Genomic DNA, 13,714 nt, shown 5'->3' on the forward strand with positions numbered 1-13,714 from the left:
TTCTTGTGTCGGTCGGGGTCGGAAGCGGGCCGGCGGTCAATGCAGCCAGCCGGCCGGGACGGTGATCAGCTCGGGGAAGATGACGAAGATGCCGAGCAGGATGGTGTAGGTGATGACGTAGGGCCAGACGCCCTTGATGATCCCCTCCATGCTGACGCGGGCGACGCCGCACACCACGTTCAGCACGGTGCCGACCGGCGGGGTCAGCAGACCGACGGCGCCGACCATGACGAACATCACGCCGAAATAGACCGGGTCGATGCCGGCGCGGGTGACCAGCGGCATCAGCACGGGGCCGAGGATCAGGATGGTCGGCGTCAGGTCCATCGCCGTGCCGACCAACGTCAGCACCACCATGATCGCGGCCATCAACCATTTCGGGTGGTCGAGCAGCGGCTCCAGCAGCTCGATCAGCATGCCGGGCAGATCCGCCAGCGTGATCATGTAGGAGGTGACGAGCGCCGCGGCGACCAGGAACATCACCACCGCCGTCGTCCGCGCGGCGGCGATCAGGATGGCCGGGAGCATCGCCAGCGTCAGGCTGCGGTAGACGAAGAAGCTGATGAGGAAGGCGTAGACCGCCGCCACCACCGCCGCCTCGGTCGGGGTGAAGACGCCGCCGCGCATGCCGCCGACGATGATGATGGGCAGCAGCAGCGCCCAGAAGGCGTCGACGAAGGCCTGGCCGCGCACCGCCCAGGAGCGGCGCGGCGCGGTCGGCATCTGTTCGCGCCGGACCACCCAGACCCAGGTGGCGACCAGCACCGCCGCCATCATCAGGCCGGGCGCGATGCCGGCCATGAACAGCTTGGTGATCGAGACGTTGGTGGTGACGCCGAAGATGATGAAGGACATGCTGGGCGGCAGCATCGGCGCGATGATGCCGGCCGACGCGATGAGGCCCGAGGACTTCTCGACGTTGTAGCCGTTGGACCGCATCATCGGGATCAGCAGCGTCGCCACCGCCGCCGTGTCGGCGATGGCCGAGCCGGACAGGCTGGCGAGGATCACCGCCGCGCCGATGGCGACGAAGCCGAGACCGCCCCGGATGTGGCCGAACAGGGTGACCGCCAGATCGACGATGCGGCGCGAGATGCCGCCCTGGTTCATCAGCCCGCCGGCCAGCAGGAAGAAGGGCACCGCGATCAGCGGGAAATTGTCGGCCCCGCTCAGCATGTTCTGGGCGAGCAGCTGGGCGTCGAAGAAGTCGAGATGGGCCATCAGCGCGACGCCGCTCAGCATCAGCGCGAAGGCGATGGGCATGCCGAGCAGCATGAAGCCGAACAGCGACGACAGGAAGACGACGATCGTCATGACAGGGGCTCCGGAGGCTTATTCGGCGTAGGCGGCTTCGCCGGCGGAGGGATCGCCGGGAACGCGCGCTTCGGGGTGGCCGCCGAGTATCTTCACGAGGTTGGCCAGCACAGCGCAGGCCATGGCGAGCCCCGGCAGGAAGCCGGCCGCCGCGTAGAAGGCCATGGGGAAGCGCAGGACGGTGGAATAGGTGTCCAACCCGATCAGCAGCTGCAGCCAGCTTCCCTGCACCAGCAGCCAGACGGCGTAGAGCATCAGCAGGTGGCTGACCAGCGCGCAGGCCCGGCGTGCCTTGGGCGGCAACCGTTCCTGGAGCATCTCCAACCCGATGTGCTGGCCACCGCGCAGCGCGACGGTGGCGCCCAGGAACACCATCCAGACGAACAGCAGCCGGGCCAGCTCCTCGCTCGCCACGATGCCGCTGTTGAAGACGTAGCGCAGCACCACGTTGCCGAACACCAGCACGACCATCGCCGCCAGGATCGCGGCCATCAGCCATTCGGTGAGGCGTTCCAGGACGTCCGCCAACCGTTTCATGTTTCCTCCCCGGCGGCCCCGCCGCCCGTCTCGAACATCGCCGCCAGACGGAGACGGGCATCGGCCACGATCGCGTCGGCGGTCAGGGTGATCTCATAGGTCAGCGCCGCCTCGTCCGGGCCGGGCGGCTCCAGATCGGCGAACTGGCTGTCGATCAGCGCGGTCGGCATGAAATGCGCGGTGCGCGCGCCCATCCGCGACGCGATCAGCGCCTTGTCGCCGCGCAGGTGCAGGAACACCACGCGCAAGCTGGTCCCGCGCAGTTGGTCGCGGTAGCGCCGTTTCAGCGCCGAGCAGGCGACGACCAGCTCCCGCCCGTCGCGGTCGGCCTCGGCGATGAAGCCGGCCAGCACCGCCAGCCAGCCCTCGCGGTCGGCGTCGGTCAGCGGAATTCCGGACGACATCTTGGCGATGTTGGCGGGCGGGTGGTGTTGGTCGCCCTCGATGAAGACGCATCCGAGCGCCTGGGCCAGCCCGCGCCCGACGCTGGACTTGCCGCAGCCGGCAACCCCCATCACAACGACAATCGGCGGTCCGATCATGGGCCCTCGTTTCCGGTTGGGCCTTGATCCGGCCCGATGTTAGCGCTATCATTAAGACAGGGTCGGTTTTCCGGACCGGGAAAAGCCGGCGGATCGACGCGACGCTGTGGCAATGTGCAGATACTGTTAGCGCTAACGTCTCCCGCCGTAAAGTGTTTTGTTTGAGCCGCGAACCAACAGAACGGGCGGCGGGTCGAAAGCAGGGGATCCGGGTCGGAAGGCAGACATACGGCCTATCGACGGTTAAAGCCCCTCTCCCCTTGCGGGAGAGGGGTTGGGGTGAGGGGGAGTGCAAATCTTTCCGCCTGCGGCGGAACACCCCTCATCCCAACCCTTCTCCCGCAAGGGGAGAAGGGCTTTGAATTTGGCCGAACTCCAGACAACCGCGATCCGCCTTGCCATCGGGGAGCCTGAGTGTCCATCATCCCGGCCGCGCGCGTTCGTTCCGCGCCGGACGGAAGCGCCAAGGGAGAGTCCGCGTGACGACGCACGAGACCGATCGGGATTCGACCGCCAAGACGCGCAAGCGGCGCTCCTCGCGTACCGGGCGCGCCACCATGGCCGACGTGGCCGGGCGGGCCGGCGTCAGCGCCATCACCGTGTCGCGCGCCTTCAAGCGGCCCGAACTGGTGGCGCCGGAGCTGCGCGAGCGCATCCTGGCCGAGGCGCAGGCCATGGGCTACGTCCCCAACCAGGCGGCGAGCGCGCTGGCGTCCGCGCGCTCGATGACGGTCGCGGTGCTGATCCCGTCGATGACCAACACGGTGTTCGTCGAAACCCTGGCCGGCATCCACGAGGTGCTGCACCCGCGCGGTTACCAGATCCTGATCGGGGTCTCGCACTACTCCCCGGTGGAGGAGGAGCGGCTGCTGCGCACCTACCTCCAGTTCCAGCCGGACGGCATCCTGCTGACCGGCAACGACCACACGGCGGCGACGCGGACCTACCTGACGGCGTTGCAACGCCCGACCGTCCATATGATGGAACTGCTGGACGATCCCGACAGCTACAGCGTTGGCTGCTCGCAGGTCGAGGGCGGGCGGCTGATGACCCGGCATCTGCTGGAGCGCGGCTACCGCCGCATCGGCTTCGCCGCCGTGCAGCTCGACCCCCGCACGCTGTCGCGGCTGGAAGGCTACCGGCAGGCCTTGCAGGAGGCCGGGCTGTACGACCCGGCGCGGGTGTGGCGGCGGGAGGAGCCCTCCTCGCTCAGCCTGGGCGCCTCCATGCTGGACCGGATGATCGACGAGAAGACCGACTGCGACGCCGTGTTCTTCTGCAACGACGATCTGGCGCAGGGCGCGCTGTTCCAGTGCCAGCGGCGCGGCATTCCGGTGCCCGGGCGGCTGGCCATCGCCGGCTTCAACGATCTGGCCGCCGCCGCCTGGACGACGCCGACCCTGACCACGGTGGCGACGCCGCGCTACGCCATCGGCCGGCACTCGGCCGCCATGTTGCTCGACCTGATCGAGGGGCGGGAACCGGCGACGCACCGGATGGATCTGGGGCTGACCTTCATCCCGCGCGACAGCACCTGAAGCCCCGGATCCAGGCCTGGATGCAAAGGCCGGATCCGGTCACGCCGCGCACAGTTCGAACAGCCAGTCCCGGAACGCCGCGAAGCCGGGCGCCCCGCGCCTCGTCGCGCGATAAACCAGATACCAGGACGACTCCATCGGCAGCGCCAGCGGGAACGGCGCCGCGAGCCGCCCGGCGGCGATGTCGTCCATGATGTAGGGTTGGGGCGCCAGCGCCACGCCGACCCCGTCGATCGCCGCCTGCAAGGTCATCGCGTAGCTGCCGAAGGACAGCCCGTTGCTGTCCGGCGCCCCCGCCCCCGAAGCCGCCAGCCAACGCGGCCAGTCCGCCGCCCAATGGGACACGTGCAGCAAGGTGGCCGTCCGCAGATCCGCCGGGCGGTGGAAGGTGCACGCCAGGGACGGGGCGCAGACCGGCTGAAGGTTCGACGAGAACAGGTGCTCGGCCTCGTAACCCGGCCAGCGGCCGTCGCCGATCAGCACGGCGCAGGTCCATTCGTCGCTCATCGGGGCGCTGCCGCCGCCGGTGGCGATGCGGATCTCGATCTCGGGATGCGCCATGTGGAAGCCCGACAGGCGCGGAATAAGCCAGCGGACCGCGAAGGTCGCCCCCAGCCCAACCGTCAGCACCGGCCCTGAGCGCATCGCCGATACCCGGTCCACCCTGTGGGCGATGGCGTCGAAGGCCTCGGTCAGGGTGGGGTGCAGCGCCCGCCCGCGTTCGGTCAGGGTCAGCGCGTTGGCCCGACGCTCGAACAGCGGGAAGCCCAGCCGTTCCTCCAGCAGCTTGACCATCCGGCTGACCGCCGCCTGGGAGACGTGCAGCTCCGCCGCCGCGCCGGTGAAGCTGCCGTGGCGGGCCGCCGCCTCGAAGGCGCGCAATCCGTTCAGCGAGGGCAGGCGACGCATCCGCTCTATCCTTACTTGACCCCAAGTTTTCCTGGCCCTGAGCATCGGGCAATGCCGTTTGCGGCGCAAGCGTCCGCGTGCGAGCTTCCGACATCAGGTAAGGATTCCCCCGAGTCGCTCACTCCATAAGGTCTTTCATGCTGACGCTTCCGCTGATGGTGGGGCTTGGCCTCACCGTGCTCGTGACCTCGTTTTTGTCGGGCCTCTTCGGCATGGCCGGCGGCATGGTGCTGATGGGCCTGCTGCTGGTGCTGCTGCCGGTGCCGTCGGCCATGCTGCTGCACGGCATCACCCAGTTCACCTCCAACGGCTGGCGGGCGTGGCTGTGGCGGCGCCACGTGGACTGGGGAATCGTCGGCCGCTTCGCGCTGGGCGCCGCAGCGGCGGGTGGAGCGTTCGCGCTGGTGGGGGCGGTGCCGGATCGCGGGGCCTCGCTGCTGCTGCTCGGGCTGACGCCCTTCCTGGCGCTCGCCGTCCCGCAGGCTTGGGCGCTGGACGCAAGGAAGCCCTTCCATGCCCTGCTGGCGGGCTTCCTGTGCATGGGAATCCAGCTTCTGGCTGGGATATCCGGGCCGCTGCTCGACGCGTTCTTCGTCCGCTCGGCGATGACCCGGCAGAGCGTCGTCGCCACCAAGGCCACCACCCAGGTGTTCGGGCACGCGATCAAGGTCGCCTACTTCGCCCCGATGGTCGCGGACGCCCCCGGCGAGACCGTCGAGGCGGCCATCATCCTGATTTCCATCGTCATGGCCTTGCTGGGCACCAACCTGTCGCGGCAAGCGCTGGACCGCATGAGCGACACGCAGTTCCGCCTCTGGAGCCGCTATCTCGTGATGGGGACCGCCAGCGTCTATCTGAGCCAGGGCCTGTTCCTGCTGGCCTCGCACTGAGGCGAGCCAACTTATCCTTACTCCCTGGGGGAACGCTCCCCCGCTTGGCGCCGATGCGCGTTGCCCGCCCCCAAGCCGTAAGGATGGATTGGCGGGCATCCTTACGTCCGGGGGGCGATGAACCCCTTGGAAAGCCGTTTTTTAGCGATGACGCGACTCGGCTTTGGAGAGGCGATGTCAACCTTACCTCTTGGGGGCCGGATCCGGCGGGGGGTGCCCCCAGGGAGTAAGGATGAAGCCTGGATGGCCGGTTTCCAAGGCTTGCGCTTGGCACCACGCCCCCAAGCCGTAAGGAAAGCGGTGGCCGATTCGCCCTCGAATCGTGCACCGACCACCCGGCCGGCGGGTTTGTGGCCGGATCCGACTGCTGGTGGTGGGCGCTTTGGCGGCGTGTCCGCCGCGCCTGCGGACTCTGTTCCCCTTCTAAGAGGATTCATGGCCGCAAAAGCCCAAGGGAATCCGCGAGTCGGGGCCGATTAGCCTTACGGCTCGGGGGAACGAGCCTTACCGGGTGGGGGCGGATCCCCCACGCCCCAGGGCGTAAGGGTGATTCCCCCAGGCGGTAAGGATGAATCGAAATCCGTGGACAAACCCTTTCCTTACTTGTTTTCGGTGTAAGGATTGATCTAGCTTCCGTCGGTTGCGGCGGAGGACGGCATGGCGGGAACGGGGCGCAGGAAGACGCGTGGAGCGGCGGGCGAGGACGCCGCGCCGTCGACGGGCCTTGCCGTCCTGGCGCCCGAGGATCTGGCCGGCGGCGGCGCGATCATCGACGGGGAGTCGGCCGAATCCGCCGGGATCGTCATGCCCAGCCTGCCGGCGCTGGCGGCGGAAACGGCCCCCCCGGCCGCCGGGCTGACCGCCCGCGTGGCGAGCGCCACCTTCGAGCGCGACGGCTACAAGCACCTGATCAAGGCGGCGGAGGCGGTCTACAGCTACCCGGCCAACGGCACGCGGCTGTCGCTGCCGGCGCAGAAGATGCTGAACTTCATGATCCATCTGGCGGGCAGCCAGAACTTCGCCAACAAGCTCTACCGCCTGCCCAAGCGCGTGGTGCGCGGCAACCACAAGGGCAACGAGCGCATCTTCGACGCGGTGAAGGAGATCTTCGACTCCAGCCTCGTCGTCATCGGTCCGTTCCGGGGCCGCCGGTCGCGCGCCGAGCTGCGCATCCTCAGCAGCTACGTCCGCCCCGAGGAGGAGGAGGACAGCGAAGCCGCCGACATCCACTTCCAGTTCACCGACGCCTTCCTGGAGATCCAGCGCTCGTCCCAGCTCTGGGCCAAGCTGTCGGGGCCGGCGATGGTCAAGGTGACCAGCACCTACGCGCTGAAGCTCTACGAGATCGGCATGCAGCGCTACCAGATGGACTTCCCGTCCCTGGAGCTGGACATCGACACGCTGCGCAAGCTGCTGAACGTGCCGGAGGGCGCCTACAAGGATTTCGGCATCCTACGCACCCGCACCATCGACCGCGCCATCGTCGAGGTCAACCAGCTCGCCCCCTTCCGGGTGACGATGCCGGAGGACAAGATGAAGCGGAAGGGCCGCAAGGTGGAGGCCGTGACCCTGGATTTCCTCGCCAAGGACGAGGAGGAGGCCGCCGAGACCTATCTGGAGCGGGAACGCCACAGCGCCGGCCGCCGGGCGCGGCGGATCGGTACCGTGGACACCGTGGCGGAGGAGGCCGCAAGCCCCGTGGACGCCGGTCTGGCCGACCTCGGCCCCCTGCCCGACGCCGACGACGTGACCGCGTTGTGGGCCGCCCTGCTGCACGCGCTCAAGGGCAAGGTCCCGGCTCCGCTGCTGGCCTCGCTGGAGCCCGAACGCGTCGAGGAGGCGCCGCAGGGCGGGCGCCGGCTGGTCCTGAAGGCCGGCAACGCCGCCGTGGCCGACACGGCGCGGATGAACCACTGGCCGAGCTTCAAGTCGGCGCTGTCCTCGTTGACCAGCGGGATGATCGAGGACGTGACCTTCGACACGCCGGTCCGCCGCGCGGCGGCGAAGGCCTCCCCCAAGGCGTAAGGATGGCGGGCGAACCTGTGCCCGTGTCCGTGGGGAGTTGCCCCTCTCCCACGGAGGAGAGAGGGGCAAAACGAAAACGTCAGTGCTTGGCCTTCAGCGCGGACAGACGGTCGGACAGGCTGCTCGGCACGGTCTTGCCCGAGGCGGCGGCCATCGCGGCGGCGATGTTCGGGTCGTCCTTCTCGGGCGCGGACGGGGTCAGCAGCTTGGCCTTGGCGTTGGCGGCCTCGGCGGCGGCCAGATCCTTGGCGGCGGTGTCCTGCATCGCCTTCAAGGCCACCGTCAGGCCGCTGGTGGCGCTCGCCAAGCCGGCGGTGCGGCGGGCGGCCTCGGCCTGGCGCTCGGCCATGCCGCGCTGCTGCTCGGCGCGGCCCATGTCGCGCTGGGCGCGGGTCAGGTCGGCGCGGGCCGACTTCAGCTTGGCGCCGGCGTCGGCGTAGCTCTTCTCCAGCATCTCCAGGAACTGGCGGGCGTCCACCGCGTCGCGCTCCTCGCGCTCGATGTCGGGGGCCATCTCCTCCAGCATGGCGACGATGGTCTCCAGGCTCTTCTCCAGCGCGGCCTTGCGCGACGCGTCGGTCTCGCCGTCGAGCTGGCGCTGCAGGTGCTCGGCCGCCGCCATGCGCTGGTTCGACAGCTTCTTGATCTCATCGGCCTCGCGCTGCTCGCGGTCGTAGATGGCGCGCCCCTCGGCCACCTGGCGGCCGAGGTCGTCGAGGTGCTGCTCCATCGTCCGCAGCTCCGCCTCGGTGGCGGATTTGGGATCCCAACGCACCAGCGCCTCCATGGCGCCCTGGACGGCTTGGTCGGTCTTCACGCCGAGAAGGTTGCGGATGAACGAGATCATGGGTCTGGTTTCCTGTCGATGGGTTGTTTGGAAGCGCGCGGCGCTTCAGCGGAACAGATGGTGAGGGGGGGCGCCGCTCTGCAAGACCCGCATAGCGAAGACCCCATCCTTACTGCTTGGGGGAAGATGCGTCCTCACCCCGCCATGGCGGCGGCGTTGATCACGGCGACGCCCAGCTGGACGCCGACCAGCGCCGCCGCCGAGGCGACGTTGCCGGCCTCGATCTGGCCGCGCAGGTCGCGGATCATCAGGGTCGCGACCGCGAAGGCGACCAGTTGCAGGATCAGCGCGACCAGCCCCCACATCACGATGTCGAGGATGACCGTGCTGGTCGCCAGCGTCGCCGCCAGCGGGATGGCGAGCGCCACGATGGAGCCGCCCAGGGTCAGGCCGCCCGCCGCGTTGCCGTCGGAGACCAAGCGGCGTTCGTCGAAGGGGGTGATGCGGGTGTAGACGAAGACGCCCGCGACCAGCAGCGCCAGCGTGACGGCAAGCTGCAGCAGCAGGACCGGCAGGCCGGCGCCGAGCGCGCTGAGGATGGAACCGAAGGTGCTTTCCATGGGGCCGGCACTCGCTCAAGAACGGGAAGGGATGGGGCGGGAAAGGATCAGGACAGCGCGAGGGAGGCGGGGTTCACGTCGATCCCCGCCGCGATCTCGACGGAGGCCTGGCCGTTCCGTTCCACGGCGGCGACCAGGATGTATTCGTACTCCGGCGCCGGGGCCTTCGCGCCGCTGGGCGCGCCGTAGAGCATGGCGTGGCTGACCACGGTCTCCGTTCCCCGCACGGTCTGCAGCGATTCCGACAGGTCGAAGGGCGGGATCCGGCCGCTGCCCGGCGACCAGACGCGCGGGTAGAGCTTGCCGTCCTTGGTCTGGAATTCCGGCCAGCCGATCATGCCCTCGCGCTCGTCCAGCCAGAAGCCCCACTCGTCGGCGTCGGCGGGGGTGACGCTGTCGATGGGGGTGAAGTAGCGGCACTCGTCCGGCTGCCCGTCGGGGCCGAGGTGGATCTGGAAGAAGCTTCCGTCCGGCAGGTGCAGACGATGGACGGTGGCGTTGCCGGAGGTGACCGTGCCGACGCCGTCGATGGAGACCAGCCGGTCGGTGCCGGTGTCCGGCGCCTTGACCTTGGTGGCGCCCTCCGCCAGCAGGAAGGGGGTGGGATCGACGGTGACCGCCATGCCCAGCCGGAACAGCGACGGGCTGTAGCGCTGGCCGGACAGCTTCTGGTTCACGTAGTTGCCGAGCGTTCCGAACAGGGGCACGTCGGATCCTCCCTTGGCTTTGTTGGCGGTTTTCGGGGCGGCGGGCTGGCCGGGCTTCTGGTCCATCCGGCGGCGCATGCGCCACAGCAGGAACAGGACCGCGATCCCCAGCAGGACGAAGACCCACAGGCCGAAGCCCGAGGATTTGGCCGCCGGGGCGTCGTCCGGCGCGACGGCGGCGGCCGAGGAGCTGTCGATCGAGGAGCTGTCGATCGAGGAGGAGGAATCGGCGCGGGCGAGTTCGGTCGGGATGTCGGGCGGCAGCCGGCCTTCCGCGCGGGGTGTGTCCTTCTGCGCCGCCAGCGTCTGGTCGAGCTGGTCGAGCTTGGCGCGCAGCTCCGCGTTGTCCTTGGCTTGGCGGTCGGCCTCGGCGCGCCAGTCGCGGTAGCCGGGGTCGTTGGCGTTGTCGTGGAAGAAGGCGGCGTGGCTGGGCCGGGTCAGCGTGTCGAGCATGAACCACAGGAACAGCCCGTCCCACACCCCGAAGCGGCGCGGCGCGCTCATCGCGTAGGGTGGCGGCGCCCAGCCGTAGCCGCGATAGGCGTTCGGGTAGGAAGGGGCCGGGGCCGGTCGCGTCGATGGCGTCCGCCCGGATCCGCCCCCCGATCCCCAGCTCCAGGAACTCCCCGAATTGCTGCGCGGGGCCGGCTGGGGGGCGGTCTGGGCGGAGGGGGCCGGTTGCGCCGGCGCGCGGGCGGCGTCCTGCCGGGCGCGGTAGTCGTTCAGCGCGTTGGACGAGCCCTGCCGGCTGATGGCCTGATCGCCCGCCGACCGGGGTGGCGCCGCGACGGAAGGCGCGCTGGCGCCCGGCCGGGCGTAGCCGCCGCTCGACGACCCCGACGAAGGGGACGATCCCCAGGAGAACGGGCTGGTGGACGGGGTGCGGGAGGGCGACGGCCGGTCGTAGCCACCGCTGCTGCTCCGGCTGCTGGTCGAGGGCGTGCGGACCGAAGAGGAGGAGGACGGCCGGGAATAGCCGCCCGACGACGAGGAGCGGGACGAGGAGGCCCGCGCCGAGGCGTCGCCGGGCGCCATCGACACGGCCGCCGCCGTGGTCGCGGCCACGACCGTCAGCAGTGGCGGGACCGGCGCGCCGGCCGGGTGGAGCATCAGCAGCGCGGCCATGGCGGCGGCGCGCAGCCGCTTGGCGATGGCCGGCGACGGCGTGGAGGAAGGCGGGCGACCCGTCATCCCGCCACCCGTGGCGCCGCTGCGGGGAGAGGACCGGAGGACACGCCGTGCCGCGTTGCGACACACCCGAACGCGCGCTGTTTCATTCGTCCCCTTCCTCGCCATTGTCCTTCGGCGGTGGAGCCGCCGGGGGAGCTTGTCGGGGGGAAGCTAAGCGCGCACGCGAAACATCTCAAGGGCTTCGGGCGGTCGAAGGCTTCGGCCGAAAGGCCGGGTGCGCTTCAAGGGGGTGGTGGATGAGTGCGGTTGCGGATGCCCCCACCCTGCCTCCCCCGCTGGGCGGGGGAGGGGAACGCCTCTGGATGCCGGCAAGGCTCCTGTCCCCCTCCCCTGCCCGGCGAGGGAGGGCCGGGGTGGGGGCAAACCGTGGCGGGATTTCGCGCGCTTCGCCCCTCGGCGTCACGCGCTCCGCACGGTGGCGATGAAGGTGCCGACCTCGCGGCGCAGGCGTTCGGCCTCGACCGCCAGGGCTTCCGAGGTGGTGCGCACCTCGCTGGCGGCGGAGCCGGTCTGGTGGACCGCGTTGGTCACGCCGACGATGTTGCTCGACACCTCGTCGGTGCCCTGCGCCGCCTGCGACACGCTGCTGGCGATGTCGCGGGTGGCGGCCCCCTGCTCCTCGACGGCGGACGCGATGGTGGTCGCGATCTCGCTCATCCGCGTGATGGTCTGGCCGATGCTGGCGATGGCGGTGCGGGCGCCGCCGGTGGCGCCCTGGATCTCCTGCACCTTGGCCTGGATCTCGTCGGTCGCGCGGGCCGTCTGGGTGGCGAGCGCCTTGACCTCCGACGCGACGACGGCGAAGCCCTTCCCGGCCTCCCCCGCCCGCGCCGCCTCGATGGTGGCGTTCAGCGCCAGCAGGTTGGTCTGCGCGGCGATGCCGCTGATCAGTTCCACCACCTGCCCGATCTGTTCGGCGGCGGTCACCAGCTTGCGGATCGTCTCGCTGGCGCCCTCGGCGTCCACGACCGCCTTTTCCGCGATCCGGGTCGAGTTCTCCACCTGGAAGCCGATCTCGTTGATCGAGGCCGAGAGCTGCTCGCTGGCCGAGGCGACGGTCTGCACGTTCACCGACGCCTCCTCCGACGCGGCGGCGACCATGGTGGAGCGCTCGCTCGCCTGGGCGGCGGTGGCGGACAGCGCGGTCGCGGCGCTCCGCATGCCGGTCGCCGCCGAGGCCACCGTGTCGACGATGCCCTTCACCGTGCATTCGAAGTTGTCGGCGAGGCTCAGCATGGCGCGCCTGCGCTCGGCCTCGGCGCGGTGCTTGCTGGCTTCCTGCTCGGCCTCCAGCCGCCGCATCTCCTGGGTGTTGGTCTTGAAGACCTGGAGCGCGCGGGCCAGTTCGCCGATCTCGTCGCGGCGGGTGTCGCCCGCGACCTCGACGCCAAGGTCGCCCTGGGCCAGCCGCCCCATCGCGCGGGTGATGCCGCCCAGCGGACGGGTGATGGCGCGCGAGATCAGCCAGGCCAGCAGCAGCCCCAGCGCCACCGCCACGCCCGACACCAGCGCGCCCAGCGACTGGGCCGAGGCCACGGCGGAATCCGCCGCCGCCTGGAGCGTGTTCTGCGCCGTGGCGGCGTTCTTGCGGATCGCGCCGATCTTGTCGTTGACGCTCTTGCCGACCTGCTCCAGCGCCTCGTGGTTGACGGCGCGGAGCTGGTCGCTCAGCTCCGCGATGCGGTCGACGCCGGTGGCGTAGGCCGGCAGCTTGCCGGCGATCTCGCCCAGCTTGGCCTTCGCGGCGCCGTCGGGAAGCGCGGCGAGGGTGGTCTCGGCGGCGCCGCGCAAGGCGGTCAGGTCCTTGCGGATGCGGGCCAGATCCTCCGGCTTGGTCTCCGCCACGAAGCGGGCGACCAGCACGCGGACGAGGAGGAACTGCTCGCTCAGCTCGGCGGCGGCCACCGTGCGGTCGAGGTTGCCGCCCTCCTTCTCCAGCCGCACCGTCTCGCTCAGCAGGCGGCGGATGTCGGCGCCCGCCGTGTTGACCACCGAGGCGGTCAGCGCCTCGCGCTCCGTCCGCAGCGCCACGAGCCGGTCGAAGCCCTGGGAGAACCGGTTTTCCAACTCGCCCACCTCGGCCACCAGCCGGCGGTTGTCCGGGTTGCTCATCCGGCCGGCGGCGTCGGCCAGCAACCCCCGGAAATGCACCGCCGTGGCGTGGAAACGGTCGGCGGCGGCGGTGCTGCCGGTCGCCATGAACTCCTGCGCGGCGGTGAAGGCGTCGGACATGTCGGTGTCCGCCTCCGCCACCAGCATCGCGATGCGCGACTGGGTCGAATACTTGTGCATCGCGTCCTCGCTGGCCCGCAGCCCGACCCAGGAGACGCCGCCCAGCCCGACCAGCAGGCACAGCGTGACGCCGAAGCCCGTGTACACCTTGGTTGCCGTGCGCAGGTTGGCGAAGGCGTTCGCTTCTTGATGGGGCTTGGTGGTCATGGGGGTCGTTCCGCTGGCTGACAAACAGGCGAACCATGCCGTCTTCGGCACGATGCCCAGTTGTTCAAAAATAATGTCAGCCATCAACAAAACGCAAATCAGGATTTCACCCTATGGGATGACGAAAATTGAAGAATCGGCGACGAAAATTGTCACAATTCGCTGGGCTGCGCACCATTTTCAGATTTTCCGCAGTGCAAAAAGAAGAAGGCCGA

11 protein-coding genes are annotated in these 13,714 nt (G+C 69.7%); 3 read left to right on the forward strand and 8 right to left on the reverse strand.

What is annotated here, in order from left to right:
* Positions 1 to 36 precede the first annotated feature (36 nt).
* The 3 genes from EJ913_RS19320 to EJ913_RS19330 are packed head-to-tail and all read right to left on the reverse strand — an operon-like array spanning position 37 to position 2,393.
* On the reverse strand, positions 37 to 1,314 hold the full coding sequence (locus tag EJ913_RS19320) for a TRAP transporter large permease subunit (protein ID WP_127000861.1): 1,278 nt from the start codon (positions 1,312 to 1,314) through the stop codon (positions 37 to 39).
* An 18-nt stretch (positions 1,315 to 1,332) separates the two neighbouring features.
* Positions 1,333 to 1,851 carry a TRAP transporter small permease gene (locus EJ913_RS19325; RefSeq protein ID WP_127000863.1) on the reverse strand — a complete coding sequence of 173 codons (519 nt, stop codon included), beginning with the start codon at positions 1,849 to 1,851 and terminating at the stop codon, positions 1,333 to 1,335.
* Complete coding sequence (locus EJ913_RS19330; protein ID WP_127000865.1) at positions 1,848 to 2,393, reverse strand: gluconokinase; 546 nt, start codon at positions 2,391 to 2,393, stop codon at positions 1,848 to 1,850. Before EJ913_RS19330 ends, EJ913_RS19325 begins: the two co-directional genes overlap by 4 nt.
* A gap of 479 nt (positions 2,394 to 2,872) precedes the next feature.
* On the opposite strand from EJ913_RS19330, the gene gntR reads away from it, so the two are divergent.
* Entirely contained in the window at positions 2,873 to 3,931 is a 1,059-nt protein-coding gene (gntR, locus tag EJ913_RS19335) for an HTH-type transcriptional regulator GntR (RefSeq protein ID WP_211099009.1), read from the forward strand.
* Between the two features lie 39 nt (positions 3,932 to 3,970).
* Here the strand turns inward: gntR and EJ913_RS19340 are convergent, their stop codons facing one another.
* Positions 3,971 to 4,840, reverse strand: a complete 870-nt coding sequence (locus EJ913_RS19340; protein WP_127000867.1) for a LysR substrate-binding domain-containing protein — start codon at positions 4,838 to 4,840, stop codon at positions 3,971 to 3,973.
* 137 nt (positions 4,841 to 4,977) lie between these two features.
* Between EJ913_RS19340 and EJ913_RS19345 the strand changes: the two genes are divergently transcribed.
* Positions 4,978 to 5,730, forward strand: coding sequence for a TSUP family transporter (locus tag EJ913_RS19345; protein ID WP_127000869.1), 753 nt, complete (start codon positions 4,978 to 4,980; stop codon positions 5,728 to 5,730).
* Between the two features lie 657 nt (positions 5,731 to 6,387).
* Positions 6,388 to 7,755 (forward strand): replication initiation protein, encoded by a 1,368-nt coding sequence (locus EJ913_RS19350; protein ID WP_127000871.1) that lies wholly within the window; start codon positions 6,388 to 6,390, stop codon positions 7,753 to 7,755.
* Between the two features lie 79 nt (positions 7,756 to 7,834).
* Here the strand turns inward: EJ913_RS19350 and EJ913_RS19355 are convergent, their stop codons facing one another.
* The 4 genes from EJ913_RS19355 to EJ913_RS19370 all read right to left on the reverse strand — a co-directional run bounded on the left by EJ913_RS19355 (position 7,835) and on the right by EJ913_RS19370 (position 13,499).
* Positions 7,835 to 8,602 (reverse strand): hypothetical protein, encoded by a 768-nt coding sequence (locus EJ913_RS19355; RefSeq protein ID WP_127000873.1) that lies wholly within the window; start codon positions 8,600 to 8,602, stop codon positions 7,835 to 7,837.
* 134 nt (positions 8,603 to 8,736) lie between these two features.
* Positions 8,737 to 9,162 carry a DUF350 domain-containing protein gene (locus EJ913_RS19360; protein ID WP_127000875.1) on the reverse strand — a complete coding sequence of 142 codons (426 nt, stop codon included), beginning with the start codon at positions 9,160 to 9,162 and terminating at the stop codon, positions 8,737 to 8,739.
* A 47-nt stretch (positions 9,163 to 9,209) separates the two neighbouring features.
* Positions 9,210 to 11,060, reverse strand: coding sequence for a DUF2491 family protein (locus EJ913_RS19365; protein ID WP_127000877.1), 1,851 nt, complete (start codon positions 11,058 to 11,060; stop codon positions 9,210 to 9,212).
* A 399-nt stretch (positions 11,061 to 11,459) separates the two neighbouring features.
* Positions 11,460 to 13,499, reverse strand: a complete 2,040-nt coding sequence (locus tag EJ913_RS19370; protein WP_127000879.1) for a methyl-accepting chemotaxis protein — start codon at positions 13,497 to 13,499, stop codon at positions 11,460 to 11,462.
* Positions 13,500 to 13,714: the final 215 nt, after the last annotated feature.

This window comes from Azospirillum doebereinerae (genome assembly GCF_003989665.1).
Classification (GTDB): Bacteria; Pseudomonadota; Alphaproteobacteria; order Azospirillales; family Azospirillaceae; genus Azospirillum; species Azospirillum doebereinerae.